We start from the raw sequence: 13,230 nt of genomic DNA on the forward strand, positions 1-13,230 counted from the left end.
GAATTTTATAGCTCTATTTCCTTTTAAATCCTAAAGTGGGAATTGGAAACCCAAAAATTTGTAACTCAATATTTTCGTTATCTAGCGTTGTTATAGAGTATTTTAAAACTTTTTTATTTTTAAGATAAATGAAAAGTTGATTATAGTTTTTTAGTTCCCAATGTCCATCCAATTTTTCATTGTAATCTGAAATTTTTATTTTATCTTTTGATATCTTCATATCAGTAAAAAAGAAATTTTCAGAACGATTTTTTCCATCATCTACAACTGCAATTGTATCATAAGCAATATTATATTCCCATTTTCCAATCAACAAATTTTTATAATCTAATTTTTCCGATTGCGCAGAAGAATAAGTTGCAAAAAAGAGGATAAAAATTGGAGTTAAAAATTTAAATATCATGCTTGAGTTCATTTCTTTGTTAACGAATCGCTTTTCTCAATTTCTTGTAAAATGCCTCCTCCAAATCTGCGATATGCAACATCGATTTTGAAAGCTGATTATAAATATCGCTTTTCGAATTTCTATTTTTGTAAACTCTTGCAATATCCACGGCAAAGTCTCTCCAAAGGTCACCGATTGCAGTAATTTCTTTAGATAATTCTTTCAATTCTTCATTTTTAAGAATCACTGAGGCCTCCTGCAAAAAAGCACCATAAATAAACCTAAATCCGCCACCGCCGGTTCCGATTTCTTCCTGCATTCTGATGAGTTGTCCGAGGTAATGGTTGGTCACTTTCGTACCTTTTTTGTCAGCCCATTTCGGGATGCTTTTCGCCACCCAACGCATTGCTTTTACGCCAATTAATGGAACGGGAGCCAACATGTTTTTGCAGGTGTCTTTAATTCCTTTTTTGATAGCTTCTTCCAGATGAACATTCTCTGGAATGTGCGTTGGAAAGTACATATGACCTTTCGGAGCAAGTGCACCTTTTGCGTACCGAACTTTTTCAAGTTCAGCCTCGGTCAACGTGGTTGCGAAATCCATCACAGGGTCGCTGATGAGGAATTTTCCGTCCTCTTTTCCGTAAACCACAAGATTGTGGGCGTTGAAATGGAATTTATATTCTTCAGGGAAATATGTTAGGTTGAAAACACCAACTTGTAAACCTGTCGGAATGTTTTGTTCTAAATTTTTCTCCAAAGCAGCCTGCGCTTCCTTCGGGTTTGAAAATTTAATTCTTTTGATTTTGATGCCCAGTCTTTTTGCCGCTTTACTGAAAATAGCTCCCGGCATTGGTCGGTAACTGAAACCCGGCGCAAAGTTCACTTTTAGAAACGGCAGATACACGAAAAACAATCCGGAACCGATTCCGAAAATCATGGGTTCGCTGAGTTTTAATCCTTTGTTGAGTAATAGATTGGAGGCAACACCGTTTTCGCAGTGGGCTGTCTGGTGGTGTTCGAAATTGATCTTCATTATAAGTCTGGATTTTATTAAACCTTACAGTTTTTTGAAACCTAAAAGGTTTATTTACCATTGAAGTTTTTTAATTCATCTACTGAAATTCCGAACGTGTCGGCGTATTTTTTCAAAGTAGAATCGCTGAGTTTTTTAAATATATTCGGTTTTGCGTGTCGTTTGACTGTCCATTGCCACTTTCCGACGTATGCCGCGAGAACCTGCAAATCCATTTTATTGAGTTCCATAAAATAGATGATGGGGCTCACGACATTATTCGCCACATTTTGTTTCGCTTCTTCAATTCTTTCGTTAATGAGTGCCATAGATTCATCTAAGGCCGCTTTTTTAGCTTCCCAACCGATGCTTTGTGCTGTGGTATAATTGTTATTTTCATCAGTCACATATAACATTTCGGTCATATTTGCTGACTGCAAATTACTTTCGTCTTGTGGAATGTCTTGTTTTTTCATCCGGGAAGATTAATGTTAAATTCAGATGATATTTCAAGCATCTGTTGTACTGATTTTTCGATGTGCTAAAATAATAAAAATGCAGGACATAAGATAATGGAATGTCCAGATGATAATGTCCTGGATTTTATAAAGATTGTTTCTGTTTGTAGTTATTTATTTATATAAAGTTAAAGACTGTAACAAAAACTTTAATTTTTGGACTAATTTTACCAATTAAAATGATTTAATAAATTCAACTATGAAGAAAGTTTTTATTTCTCTTTCATTCTTTTTCATGATCAACGCAATGGCGCAGAAATTTGATACGCAGACAGTGACTGACGGTCAGGGTTATACGTATGAAACTGTGAAAAATGATCAGGCGGGAGTGAGAGTCTATACTTTAAAAAACGGATTAAAAGTTTATCTCGCAAAAAACGACGATGCTCCGAGAATCCAGACCTATGTTCCGGTAAGAACAGGTTCAAATAACGATCCGGGCGACAATACAGGATTGGCGCACTACCTTGAGCACATGGTTTTCAAAGGAACTTCTCACCTGGGAACTCAGGACTGGGCAAAGGAGAAGGTTTTGCTGCAGCAGATTTCTGACCTTTACGAACAGCATAAAGCAGAAAAAGATCCTGAAAAGAAAAAAGCACTCTATAAGAAAATCGATGATGTTTCTCAGGAAGCTTCAAAATTTGCAATTGCCAATGAATATGACAAAGCAATTTCTTCTTTGGGAGCCACGGGAACTAATGCTCACACCTGGTTAGACGAAACGGTTTACAAAAACAATATTCCGGCTAATGAGTTGGAGAAGTGGCTTAAAGTTGAAAAAGAACGTTTCTCAGAATTGGTTTTAAGACTTTTCCATACAGAACTGGAAGCGGTTTATGAGGAATTTAACAGAGCTCAGGATAACGACAGCCGTTTGGTAAATTATACTTTAATGGAGGCGCTTTTCCCTAAGCATCCGAACGGTCAGCAAACGACAATCGGTACGTCAGAGCATTTGAAAAGTCCTTCAATGGTAGCTATTCATAAGTATTTTGATACGTACTATGTACCTAACAACATGGCAGTAGTTTTGGTAGGAGATTTGGATTTCGACAAAACGATAAAATTAGTTGACCAATACTTCGGGTCATTCAAATACAAAGAACTTCCGATGAAGAAAATGGTTTCTGAGGAGCCAATGACGCAGGTGGTAAGCAGAACTGTAAAAAGTCCGTCTGCACCAAGAATGACTATGGCCTGGAGATCTGATTCATACGGAACCAAAGATGCAAGAATGGCCAGCATGGTTGCTGAAATTCTGAGTAACAGCGGTGATGCTGGTTTGATCGATTTAAACATCAGCCAAAAACAGAAAGTGCTGAGCGCAGGAGCATACGAATCACCTTACAAAACTTATGGTGCATTTACAATGTATGTTGTACCGAAAGATGGGCAAAGCTTTGATGAGGCTAAAAAATTATTGCTTGGGCAGTTAGATTTAGTTAAAAAAGGTCAGTTCCCGGATTGGATGCTGAAAGCCATCGTCAACGATATGAAAGTACAGCGTATGAAAGGCTGGGAAACTGCCGACGGTTTGGCAACAACGCTTTACAATGCTTACATCAACGAAAGAACCTGGCAGCAGGAATTAGACGAGATCAATGATTATGAAAAAATTACCAAAGCAGATATTGTAAAATTTGCCAACGAGTTTTTCAAAGACAATTATGTAGTTGTTTATAAAGAAAAAGGAGTGAATGATAAATTGGTTCGCGTACAGAACCCTGCCATCACACCAATTAAACTGAACAGAGAAGCGCAGTCGCCTTTCCTTAAAGACCTACTGGCAACAAAAGCAGGAGACATCAAACCTCAGTTTATTGACTACAAAACTGCCATCGCCACTTCGCAGATCAAAGACAAGAAAATAAGTTTCGTTGAAAACAAATATAACAAAGTAGCTCAGGTCAACTATATTTTCCCTTTCGGAACAGATAATGATAAAGAACTGAGCCTTGGGGTAAGCGTTTTACAATATTTAGGAACCGATAAATATACTCCTGAACAGTTAAAAGAAGAATTCTATAAATTAGGAATCTCCAACGGTTTCAGAACTTCAAATGACCAGACGATCATCTATCTGAGCGGGCTGGAAAGCAATATGAAGAAAGGAGTAGAACTGTTGAACCACTGGATTACCAACGTAAAAGCTGACAAAGCAATTTATGACCAGACGGTAAAAACAATCTTGGAATCCAGAGAAGTGGCCAAAAAAGATAAAGCAAGAATTATGGCAGCACTTTCCAATTATGCTAAATATGGAAAGGATTCCAGAATGACTGATATTATCACAAAACAACGTCTGGAAAGTATCAACGTTAACGATCTGATGTCTAAAATCAAGACTTTAAACCAATATCCTTACGAAGTTTTCTTATACGGAGAAGATCAGAAAAGTCTTGAAAAAGCAGTGAAACCATTTATTGCAGACACCAAACTGCAGCCTGCGAAAGCTAAGGTATATGCAGAGCCGGCAACTGAAGGCAAAGTATATTTCACAGCTTATGATATGGTGCAGATGGAAATGGCGAAAGTGGCAAAAGGAAGCAATGTAAACCTTGCAGACTTCGGAAAATCAAATGTATTTAACGAGTACTTCGGGCGTGGACTGTCTTCTATCGTTTTTCAGGAAATCAGAGAGAGTAAGTCATTGGCGTATTCTGCTTACGTTTCTTATGGAACGGCTTCTGAAAAAGATCATCCTAACTATGTGACCAACTACATCGGAACTCAGGCAAACAAATTACCTCTTGCAGTAAACGCAATGAATGATTTGATGGCAGATTTTCCTCAGATCCCGGCGCAGTTTGAGAATTCTAAAGGTTCAGCATTGAAGCAGATTGCATCAAACAGAATCAACAGAACCAATATTTTCTACAACCAACTGGCATTGAAAAAACTTGGCGTAGATTACGATATCAGAAAAGATTACTATAATGAAATTCAAAATCTGACGTTGCCTCAACTGACAAGTTTCTACAACAAAGAAATTAAACCGTTGAAGTACAACACCGCCATCATCGGGAAAAAAGAAAACCTGAATATGGAATCAATCAACAAAATGGGTGAGTTCAAAGAAGTTACCCTGGAAGAAATCTTTGGATATTAATTTTCATTAATATAAATTGTTTGAAGTGAGGCAGAAATGTCTCACTTTTTTTATTTAATTTGAATTTTATTTAATAACTGATGAATGATAATTTACTGATACAATCGCTTACAAGTCTTTCAAGAGATTCGTCTGAGCAGGAAAAATACATACACAATTTATTTAAAGATGATCAATATGCTCATACAGAAGAACTTCTTTTGGATTTTGAAGATGCTTCATTTATGATTGAAAATTATTCAGATAATGAAGAGATCAAAATTCTGTTTACTGAGCTGAAAGATTTAATTGAAGAAATTGATATTAAAAAATTATTCTACACGCACCATTTGAAACACGATTTATGGGAGAAAGTCCGGCTTACAAGCAGAAAGCTTTTGGCTAGCCTGAATATCGATCAATGATAAAAAATATCGTTAAAGCTTACATAAGCAAGTTTTAAATATAAAAACAAAAGCTGCTCAAAATTGGGCAGCTATGTTGTAACTAGGAAATTGAAGCAGTTCTTACTTTCTCCTCTTATACTTTAAGTGAATCAATAAATACACCTCATCTTTTTCTAGATCTCTGCACCAGGTACGCTCAGTAACCAAAGCATTTTCGTACAGACTGAGATCTTCCATTTTTTTTACATATTCTAATCTTTCAGAAGTCTCAGACTTAAAGAATGAAATAAGATTAACCTCATCGCCAACTGCAGGTACTACAGGAAATTCAACATAGTTTTTAAACTCAAATTCGATGTCGTAGGAATAGAACCTTACTTTTACATTCATACTTTTATTTTTTCCAAATATATTGAGAATTTAATCAATATAAACGCTATTTCAAAGGGTGTCTGTTTAATTCCATCCGGAAGATGTTCTGCAATAATTAAATAAAATCTTTAAATAAATTTAAAAACTCTGTTTAAAACTTTATCCGGATAAAGTGATAGAGCTATGAAGGAAATTGTGAGACCTGAAATCAAAGATAAATGAACTGTATCAGCCAAATAACCAGGATAACGATTGGCAATAGTATTTGGAAAGCTGGCGAAATGCTCAAAATAAATATTCGAAAATGAAATGGCAATCACAGAAAACAGCAAAACAGTTAAAAACACGAGGGCATTTAGAATTATTGAAGCTCTGATAGCGCTGGATAATTTTTTGAACTTAAAGTTTAATCTGATCATGAATAGTAAAGAAAATGGAATACTGAAAGCGAATGATTTCAAAATACTGACAGTAAACAATCTGAAGCCCGAATTTGAATAAACTAAAGTTCCATTAGTTTCAAACTGTTGCCAGGGCATCATGTGTGGATTGATGTAAAGCAGAAACGAGTAATGCGCAACTGAGTATAACGCAAAACACGTGACAGTAATACAAAAAACAATAAAGTTTTTCATGAATTAAACTATTCAATCTCCTGAATAAACAAGCTGATCTCCGTACGGATCAACAGCTTTTCACCCATAAAAGTCTCACAGAAAATCTGACAGATGTTTTCATACTGAGAAATTAGGGTTGCTTTGGAAATAATGGTGTCGCCAACCTCAGGCAAATCAAAAATTTCAATTTTTTTGATATTGGTAATGAAACCGATCACCTTCGTTTCTACATCAGGACCTTTAAAAAAACTCTGTCCGAGAATTGAAGAGGAGGTTTGTGCAGAATGCTCGATCAGTCCGGCTTCCACAAAATGGTTGTTGTGAACAAAAATGTTGTCAGATTTGATATCAAAAGAAGTCACAACCTTGTCCGGAGTAAGCTCCAGAATATAATCTGCCATCAGCATGGGTGCGCGATGCGGCAGAAAATGATGAATGTTGATGAGGTTGTCTTCCTTTAACTCCATTTTTTTATGTTTAAAACCTAACAGGTTTTAAAAGCCCGTTAGGTTTGTATTGTGCTAATTTAAATCTTTGCAATTTCCTAGGATATTACGAGTTTTAAAAACTTCTGTAAAACAAACCAGACTGATCACTTGGCTCTTTTTACTTTTTCCTTGGCTCTTTACAACTATTTTACAACGGTTTTCATCTCAGATTTTGCAATGATCTGACCGTTGATTTTAGTAATGATTTCCACCAACGTTACGCCCATCATTTCATTGATAATCTTTACTTCAGAAATTAAATGGTCACCCAATTTCGGTAAAGTTTCAGCTTCAAATGTTTTGATGGCTCCGATGTAGCCTGTAGGTGCTTCTTTTCCGAGAAGATAAAATTTATATCCTGTATGAAGAGCAACGCTTTGAGCCTGATGTTCAATTAGACCTGAAGCCTGAAAAACGCCTTCGTGAACAAAAATATTGTCTTCTTTAATTTCAAATCCTGAAACCAGATGCTCCTCAGAATATTCTGAAATTCCACTCACCATCACAAAAGGAAATTTTTGCGGAATTAAACTTTCAACAAAATTTTTGTCGTTGATTGGTAAAGAAATTCTCATTAGCAAACCGTTAACAGGGCACAGGAGTAAGCAAATCTTCCACTTTCAGGGATGCAAAGCATGATTCTTTCTCCTTTTTTCAGTTTACCGGAATTCATCAGCTGCTCAACAGCAATAAAGATAGATCCGGCACCGATATTTCCAACTTCAGAAAGGTTGTAAAACCATTTTTCCCAAGGGAAATCAAGTCCGACATTGGCAAATTCTTCTTTTAATCCTTCTTTGAAGTAACCTGAAGAAATGTGTGCTAATACATGATCGATGGAATCAGGATCAAGATCGTGTTTGGTAAAAGATGCTCTTAAGCTTTCTGCTCCTTTTACTAAAATATATTTATCTAAAAGTTTTGTATCCTGTTTTAATGCAAAAATAGATTGGTTCAGCCATTCTTCAGCAGGATATTCTGCCCATGATTTCAGGCTTCCGTCTTCCTGCTTTTCGCATCCTGAATACATACAAGCTTCAATTTCGTGCGCGTAAGAATAGAAATCCATCCATTCTACTTTTAAAGAAATTTCGTTTTCTCTCGGTTTGTTTTCAAGCAAAAAAGCTCCGGCTCCGTCCGAAAGCATCCATCTCAGAAATTCTCTTTTGAAAGCAACAATAGGTTTTTCCTCCAAAAGTTTAAGGTTTTCCGCTTCGTGATTGAACTTATCAGCTGTCATCCATGCAGAAAATCTTTCTGAACCTACACAGATGGCGTTATTTTTTACACCAGCTTTAACATTCAGAAAGGCATAGTTGAACGCATTCATTCCGGAATTACACAGTCCGGTAGAGGTATTGATTTCAACCGATTTACCGATATTCAGTTCACCATGAACCATAGAAGCGTGTGAAGGCTGAATCTGGTCTGCTGAAGTGGTTCCGCATGAGAGAAGCTCCATGTCTTCTTTCTTGAAATGTTCGTCAAAAAGTCCCTCCACAGCATTTGCAGTAATCTGCGCATTGGTATGTGTAGGTTTTCCGTTTTTGTCTAAAGCATAGTATCTGGTTGTAATTTTATTATTCCTCAGAATTAAAGCTCTCGCCTTAGAAGGAGTATTGTTGACTAAGCCAAGATAGCTTTCCATTTCATCATTAGAAACCGGCTCATTTGGCAAGTATGTTGAAGCTTTTGTTATGAATACGTCGTACATTTCTATTTTAAATTAATTCCTTGTAAATATTTTTTCTGTTTTTGTCTTTTGTTCCACAAAATAGGTGCAAGCAAGATATGAAAAATCAAAACAATGGGTGAAATGATCCAGATTGCTGCCATTAAATATACTTTAAAAAACTTGATCAGCATCGGGCGTTTTTCTTTTTTCTTCATGATAAGGTTAGACCACACCGTGAAAATTTTGTTCCCAACTTTTTCTACTCTCACAAGGAAAGCTCTGATTTCTACAGCTCCGTTTTTTACCAGTTCGGGCTGCAGATTTACGAAATCGCTGTTGCGGAAATGCTGTTCAATGATCTTCCCGTATTTCCCAGCTCCGTTTATTTCTTCGTCTGAAACGCCTGCCGCAGGAAGGATTCCGGATTTTTCTTTCTGTCCGGTGGTCATCCAGCGAAGGATCGTTAAAACACTTGTATAATTATCTCTTCGGTCGACTAATGCAATGTTTCCGACTAATTTTACGTCTAAATTTTTCAGATAAACCTTCAGTTTTTCCTGAGAAAGCATCCACATATTTCGGGTTCCGGAGATGGTAACAACTGGCGTGCCTTTCAGGATATTTTCTGCAAATCCACTTTTTAAAAATGATATTACAGGAATAGACGGCGTTAAATACCAAACCTGATAGCCAAAAAGAATCAGATCAAATTTTGTATTTAAAACCTCCTCAGGCGGTGGCAGAATTTCACTTGGAATCTGAAGGTAAGATTCCGGAAAGGTATTGAAAAAAACATCAGACGGCCACGGAAAAGGAAAATCTTTTTTCAGCTGAATGTTGTAGTAAGTTACTTTATATTCGTCTTTTTTATCTTCAAAGGGTTGGGCAATATTTTTTACAATATCTTCCAGCTGTCCGGTCTGAGTGTAATATAAGACAAGTATATTTTTTTGCATTAATCTATTTTATGGTTTACAAAAATAAGATTTTCAGATTTATTATTCGTGCCTAAAAATTTTTATTGCTTCTGAATTAAACAATTGTTTATAATTTGCGTTTTCAAAAGTCTGATTTTTAATATTCAGCAGAATAATGGTCTCCGGAAAATCTTTGATATCAGTAAGATGATATTTTTCGTCAGAAATTAAAAGTATATCGATCTTTTTGTTTATTTGTGTCTGATTATCAATGTAATTCAATTTTCTTTTGTGAACAAGATAACTGTTTTTTGCTACAGCTCTTTTTTCTGAATCACCGATTAAACTGAAAATTCTGCGTCCCGCTTGCTGAAGTGTGAGTAAAGCATCTTTCTGCCCAAAATCATCGGCAATGTGAAATACGGTAGCGTCACTCGGGATGTGTTTGTTCAGTTCAAAATAGACCGATTTATTTTTATCGAAATCTTCCTTTGCAGGTTTTACAACTTCATTTTCTTTATATAAAAAGCTTAAAAGTAATTTCTTTTTAAAATAATTCTCATCCTCAAGCTCATTTCTCAGTTTCGCAAATTCATTTCTGAAATACGCATTGATTTTTTTCGTTCTCTCAGAATAATCTTTTCCAAAACTCAAATCTTCTTTACGGATTCTGTCGCCTACTTTTACCGTAATGCTTCCGTCAAAAATAATAAAATCTCCTTTCGGCTGTACTTCAGAATTTCCGTGAATGTAAATCGGAACGATATCCAAATTAAACTGTTCCGCAATGTAAAAAGCACCTTTGTGAAATCTTTTGACGTCGTTATTGTATGAACGTTCAGATTCAGGAAATACAACCAGCGAATATCCCTGCGCAATCTTTTCTCTCAATTGCTCCATGCCGTTTTCAATGCCCTGAGAAACAGGATAGAAGCCTAAAGCCCGCACAATTTTCCCAAAAACCGGAGAATTATACACCCAGTCGTTCACAAGATAAACAATTTTGTGGCTGACCATTCCCATGACCAGTGTATCGAGAAATGAAGTGTGATTGGCGATGATTACTGCAGGTTCAGAAAAGTTTTCATCAGGATTTCTAATGATTTTTTTTCTGACAAAAGGATTGGTGTATAAAACAGAAACAAGGAATTTTGCTAAAATCAATTTGATGAATTCCAAAGTTTTTCCTTTCGATCTTTTCACGAAAATACTTCCGATGGCAGAGAAAATCAATCCGCCTAAACCATAGTAAATAAAAGAGATGACAGAATTTAAAAGCAGTCTCAAAGTAATTGGCGACAAGCCTTTTTTAGCTCTGTTGATAATTAAAAACCGGAACCAGAACGGATATAATGTGGAAGTAATGACAATCACTGAAAACATTCCGATCAAAGCGACCAAGGCTAATGAATGCAATGCCGGATGTTTGGCAAAAATCAAGGAACCGATGGATAAAATTGTAGTGAAAACCGCCAAAATAATAGAAATCCGATAGGTCGGAAGTTCATTTTTTCCAGTCGTATGCTCTTTTTGCATTGCTTTCGTCAGGAAAATACTGAAATCATCGCCAACGCCAAAAACCAAAGTGCAGACAACGGTACTGAAAATATTTAATTCTAAACCTAAAAAGTACAGAATTCCGGCAGTTACAACTCCCGTTAAAACAATCGGAAACATTGTCAGCAGAGACAGTTCAAAATTTCTGAAGAAAACAATAATTGTTAGAACGATTGCAAGAAGTGAATAATTAATCAAAGTATTGAAATCTCTTTTCAATAAACCTAAAAAGTTCTCATTCATCTGCTGACGGTCGATTGCCAAAGATTCGTGGCTTTTTTCAACGTCTTTGATGAATGTATCTCTTTTGGTTTCATCCACTTTTACCACATTTGAAACTGTGAAAAATCCGTTCTCATTGCTCAGAAACTCTGAGATTTGAAGTGCCTTTATTTTTTGGTAATCTTTTAAACTTAAACTGGAATAGGTTTTATTTAAATTTTCATTAAACTGATCAAAAGCCGAAGCATTAAAGCCAAATTCATTTCCGTTTTTAACCAATTCAGAAATCGTCTGATTTTTTTTATCCTGATTCCAGAATCTGTTCCACTGATCTACCTTTTTCTGCTGATCTTTTTCAGACAAAACAACATTTCCAATAGAATTGTAACTTAAAATTTTACCTTCCTGCTTCTCCTTTTCCAGAAATTGGCTTAGTCTCGAATTTCTCGCTAACGCTTCACTTTCAGAATTTCCGTACGATATCGTGTAAATCGATTTTGAAGTGATGTCCGACAGTTTTTCAAGCTTGGATTCGCTGATTTTTAAATCTTTAGGAATGTAATTTAAATCGCCAATATTTTCATTAAAACCAACATGACGGAATCCGAAAAGACAGGCAATAATCATAACAGAACATCCGATAATCAGAGGTTTGTTTTTCTCGTAAGGGTAATTTCCGATTTTATCGATGAAATTGGTGCTTTCTTTTCCTGGTTTTTCTTTCGGATGATACAGTTGCGGAACAATGATTAAAGCGGCAAATGAAGACAGAAAAACCGTAATCGCTGCGAAAAGTCCGAGGTCTTTCAATGCTTCTGAACGCACAAAAACCAGACATAGAAAAGAAACTGCTGTGGTCGCACTGCTGAGAATGATCGGTTGGGTGATCTCTTTGTAAAGCTCTTCAATATTGTTGTTGTGCTTGTAATGTGTGAGAATATGAAGGGCGTAATCAATTGTAATTCCAATCAGAATTGCTCCGACGCTGAGTGAAATCGCCGAGATTTTATCTTTAATGAAATACAGAATCATCAGTGAAATAAAAACCGCAAAAACGGTCGGCAGAAAAACGATGAGTGGCGTGAAGAAATTCCTGAAATAATAAATCAGCAAGATCAGCAGAACCGTCATTGAAATAATCACCGTATTCTGGATATCTTTTTTAATCTGCTGTGCATTGGCAACCGCAATTACCGGCGATCCAAAGTAACTTATTTCTGTTTTTCCTTTGAAATTTTTATTGATATCGTCTTTGATTTCATTTAAACTGTTGACGAAAACTTCATTGTTTTTGGTGTCGTTGCTTTTGTTTTTAGGATCGATGAAAAGAAGTAGGTTTTTGCCGTATTTTGAAACGATGTAATTATCTTCGAGTTTAAAATCTTTGCTGATATTTAAAGCATTTAGTTTTTTGATGCCGAGAAAAGTGATTCCCAAAGGATCTTTTTTGATGAATTCTTTTGTCACAAGACTTGTGGGAGAAACCAAAGAGACATAATTGTTCTCAACCTGTTTTGCAATGCTGTCTTTATTGATTTTTCTTTCAATTTCAGAATAATCATTTTCATCTAAAAACAAAGGTAAATTCTGATTGACAAAATCGAAAGTTTCGGAGATTTCATTATCATTGACTTTTCCCTGAACCGAACCGATATATTTTTGGAGAGGTTCAATTTTATTTAAAAAAGCATCCGCTGTTTCAGAAAGCTGAAAATTTTCGTCCTTCGATTTTTTTTCGATGATAACGATAATCTTGTCTGAAAAGTTCAGCTGCTTCAGAACTTTAGCAGTCAGATCTGATTTTTCATTTTTAGGAATAATCTGATTGATGTCTTCTTCAAAATTTATTTTCGAAGCAAAAAATCCACAGACAATGAGAATTCCCAAAGCCACTGCGATGGAAATAATCCGGTTTTTGGAAATCAGATAATATAATTGGATGAAAAAGCGATGCATTGCCCTGTTA

At 35.8% G+C, this 13,230-nt stretch carries 12 protein-coding genes; 3 read left to right on the forward strand and 9 right to left on the reverse strand.

Annotation, left to right across the window (positions count from 1 at the left end; genetic code table 11):
• Positions 1-13 precede the first annotated feature (13 nt).
• Genes ASG21_RS03300 through ASG21_RS03310 form a run of 3 tightly spaced genes read right to left on the reverse strand, consistent with a single transcriptional unit; the run spans position 14 to position 1,876 of the window.
• Complete coding sequence (locus ASG21_RS03300) at positions 14-403, reverse strand: hypothetical protein (protein WP_128414206.1); 390 nt, start codon at positions 401-403, stop codon at positions 14-16.
• Positions 404-422: 19 nt separating this feature from the next.
• Positions 423-1,421, reverse strand: a complete 999-nt coding sequence (locus tag ASG21_RS03305; protein ID WP_056075850.1) for a BtrH N-terminal domain-containing protein — start codon at positions 1,419-1,421, stop codon at positions 423-425.
• A 50-nt stretch (positions 1,422-1,471) separates the two neighbouring features.
• On the reverse strand, positions 1,472-1,876 hold the full coding sequence (locus tag ASG21_RS03310; RefSeq protein ID WP_056075851.1) for a hypothetical protein: 405 nt from the start codon (positions 1,874-1,876) through the stop codon (positions 1,472-1,474).
• Positions 1,877-2,117: 241 nt separating this feature from the next.
• On the opposite strand from ASG21_RS03310, the gene ASG21_RS03315 reads away from it, so the two are divergent.
• Positions 2,118-5,030: a M16 family metallopeptidase gene (locus ASG21_RS03315; RefSeq protein WP_056075854.1), complete on the forward strand. Its 2,913-nt coding sequence runs from the start codon at positions 2,118-2,120 to the stop codon at positions 5,028-5,030.
• 80 nt (positions 5,031-5,110) lie between these two features.
• Positions 5,111-5,434 carry a hypothetical protein gene (locus ASG21_RS03320; RefSeq protein ID WP_056075858.1) on the forward strand — a complete coding sequence of 108 codons (324 nt, stop codon included), beginning with the start codon at positions 5,111-5,113 and terminating at the stop codon, positions 5,432-5,434.
• A gap of 102 nt (positions 5,435-5,536) precedes the next feature.
• On the opposite strand, the gene ASG21_RS03325 is transcribed toward ASG21_RS03320, so the two are convergent.
• Positions 5,537-5,806: a hypothetical protein gene (locus ASG21_RS03325; RefSeq protein ID WP_056075861.1), complete on the reverse strand. Its 270-nt coding sequence runs from the start codon at positions 5,804-5,806 to the stop codon at positions 5,537-5,539.
• 291 nt (positions 5,807-6,097) lie between these two features.
• Here ASG21_RS03325 and ASG21_RS19990 point away from each other — a divergent pair, with 291 nt between their 5' ends.
• Positions 6,098-6,289, forward strand: coding sequence for a hypothetical protein (locus ASG21_RS19990; RefSeq protein WP_128414207.1), 192 nt, complete (start codon positions 6,098-6,100; stop codon positions 6,287-6,289).
• 142 nt (positions 6,290-6,431) lie between these two features.
• Here the strand turns inward: ASG21_RS19990 and ASG21_RS03335 are convergent, their stop codons facing one another.
• The 5 genes from ASG21_RS03335 to ASG21_RS03355 form a co-directional block, all read right to left on the reverse strand.
• Complete coding sequence (locus ASG21_RS03335; protein ID WP_056075869.1) at positions 6,432-6,872, reverse strand: hypothetical protein; 441 nt, start codon at positions 6,870-6,872, stop codon at positions 6,432-6,434.
• A 164-nt stretch (positions 6,873-7,036) separates the two neighbouring features.
• Positions 7,037-7,468 (reverse strand): hypothetical protein, encoded by a 432-nt coding sequence (locus ASG21_RS03340; RefSeq protein WP_056075872.1) that lies wholly within the window; start codon positions 7,466-7,468, stop codon positions 7,037-7,039.
• Positions 7,468-8,607 carry a beta-ketoacyl-ACP synthase III gene (locus ASG21_RS03345; RefSeq protein ID WP_056075875.1) on the reverse strand — a complete coding sequence of 380 codons (1,140 nt, stop codon included), beginning with the start codon at positions 8,605-8,607 and terminating at the stop codon, positions 7,468-7,470. Before ASG21_RS03345 ends, ASG21_RS03340 begins: the two co-directional genes overlap by 1 nt.
• A 2-nt stretch (positions 8,608-8,609) precedes the next feature.
• Positions 8,610-9,524, reverse strand: a complete 915-nt coding sequence (locus ASG21_RS03350; protein WP_056075878.1) for a hypothetical protein — start codon at positions 9,522-9,524, stop codon at positions 8,610-8,612.
• Positions 9,525-9,566: 42 nt separating this feature from the next.
• Positions 9,567-13,220: an MMPL family transporter gene (locus tag ASG21_RS03355; RefSeq protein ID WP_056075881.1), complete on the reverse strand. Its 3,654-nt coding sequence runs from the start codon at positions 13,218-13,220 to the stop codon at positions 9,567-9,569.
• Between the last annotated feature and the right edge of the window lie 10 nt (positions 13,221-13,230).

This window comes from Chryseobacterium sp. Leaf394, from assembly GCF_001424105.1.
Classification (GTDB): domain Bacteria; phylum Bacteroidota; class Bacteroidia; order Flavobacteriales; family Weeksellaceae; genus Chryseobacterium.

What these genes read in the sequence shown, in the direction of transcription:
- ASG21_RS03355 (WP_056075881.1), bottom strand. Translation starts at nt 13,220, where the DNA reads ATGCATCGCTTTTTCATCCAATTATATTATCTGATTTCCAAAAACCGG.
- ASG21_RS03335 (WP_056075869.1), bottom strand. Translation starts at nt 6,872, where the DNA reads ATGGAGTTAAAGGAAGACAACCTCATCAACATTCATCATTTTCTGCCG.
- ASG21_RS03320 (WP_056075858.1), top strand. Translation starts at nt 5,111, where the DNA reads ATGAATGATAATTTACTGATACAATCGCTTACAAGTCTTTCAAGAGAT.
- ASG21_RS03325 (WP_056075861.1), bottom strand. Translation starts at nt 5,806, where the DNA reads ATGAATGTAAAAGTAAGGTTCTATTCCTACGACATCGAATTTGAGTTT.
- ASG21_RS03310 (WP_056075851.1), bottom strand. Translation starts at nt 1,876, where the DNA reads ATGAAAAAACAAGACATTCCACAAGACGAAAGTAATTTGCAGTCAGCA.
- ASG21_RS03305 (WP_056075850.1), bottom strand. Translation starts at nt 1,421, where the DNA reads ATGAAGATCAATTTCGAACACCACCAGACAGCCCACTGCGAAAACGGT.
- ASG21_RS03340 (WP_056075872.1), bottom strand. Translation starts at nt 7,468, where the DNA reads ATGAGAATTTCTTTACCAATCAACGACAAAAATTTTGTTGAAAGTTTA.
- ASG21_RS03300 (WP_128414206.1), bottom strand. Translation starts at nt 403, where the DNA reads ATGATATTTAAATTTTTAACTCCAATTTTTATCCTCTTTTTTGCAACT.
- ASG21_RS03345 (WP_056075875.1), bottom strand. Translation starts at nt 8,607, where the DNA reads ATGTACGACGTATTCATAACAAAAGCTTCAACATACTTGCCAAATGAG.
- ASG21_RS19990 (WP_128414207.1), top strand. Translation starts at nt 6,098, where the DNA reads ATGGCAATCACAGAAAACAGCAAAACAGTTAAAAACACGAGGGCATTT.
- ASG21_RS03315 (WP_056075854.1), top strand. Translation starts at nt 2,118, where the DNA reads ATGAAGAAAGTTTTTATTTCTCTTTCATTCTTTTTCATGATCAACGCA.
- ASG21_RS03350 (WP_056075878.1), bottom strand. Translation starts at nt 9,524, where the DNA reads ATGCAAAAAAATATACTTGTCTTATATTACACTCAGACCGGACAGCTG.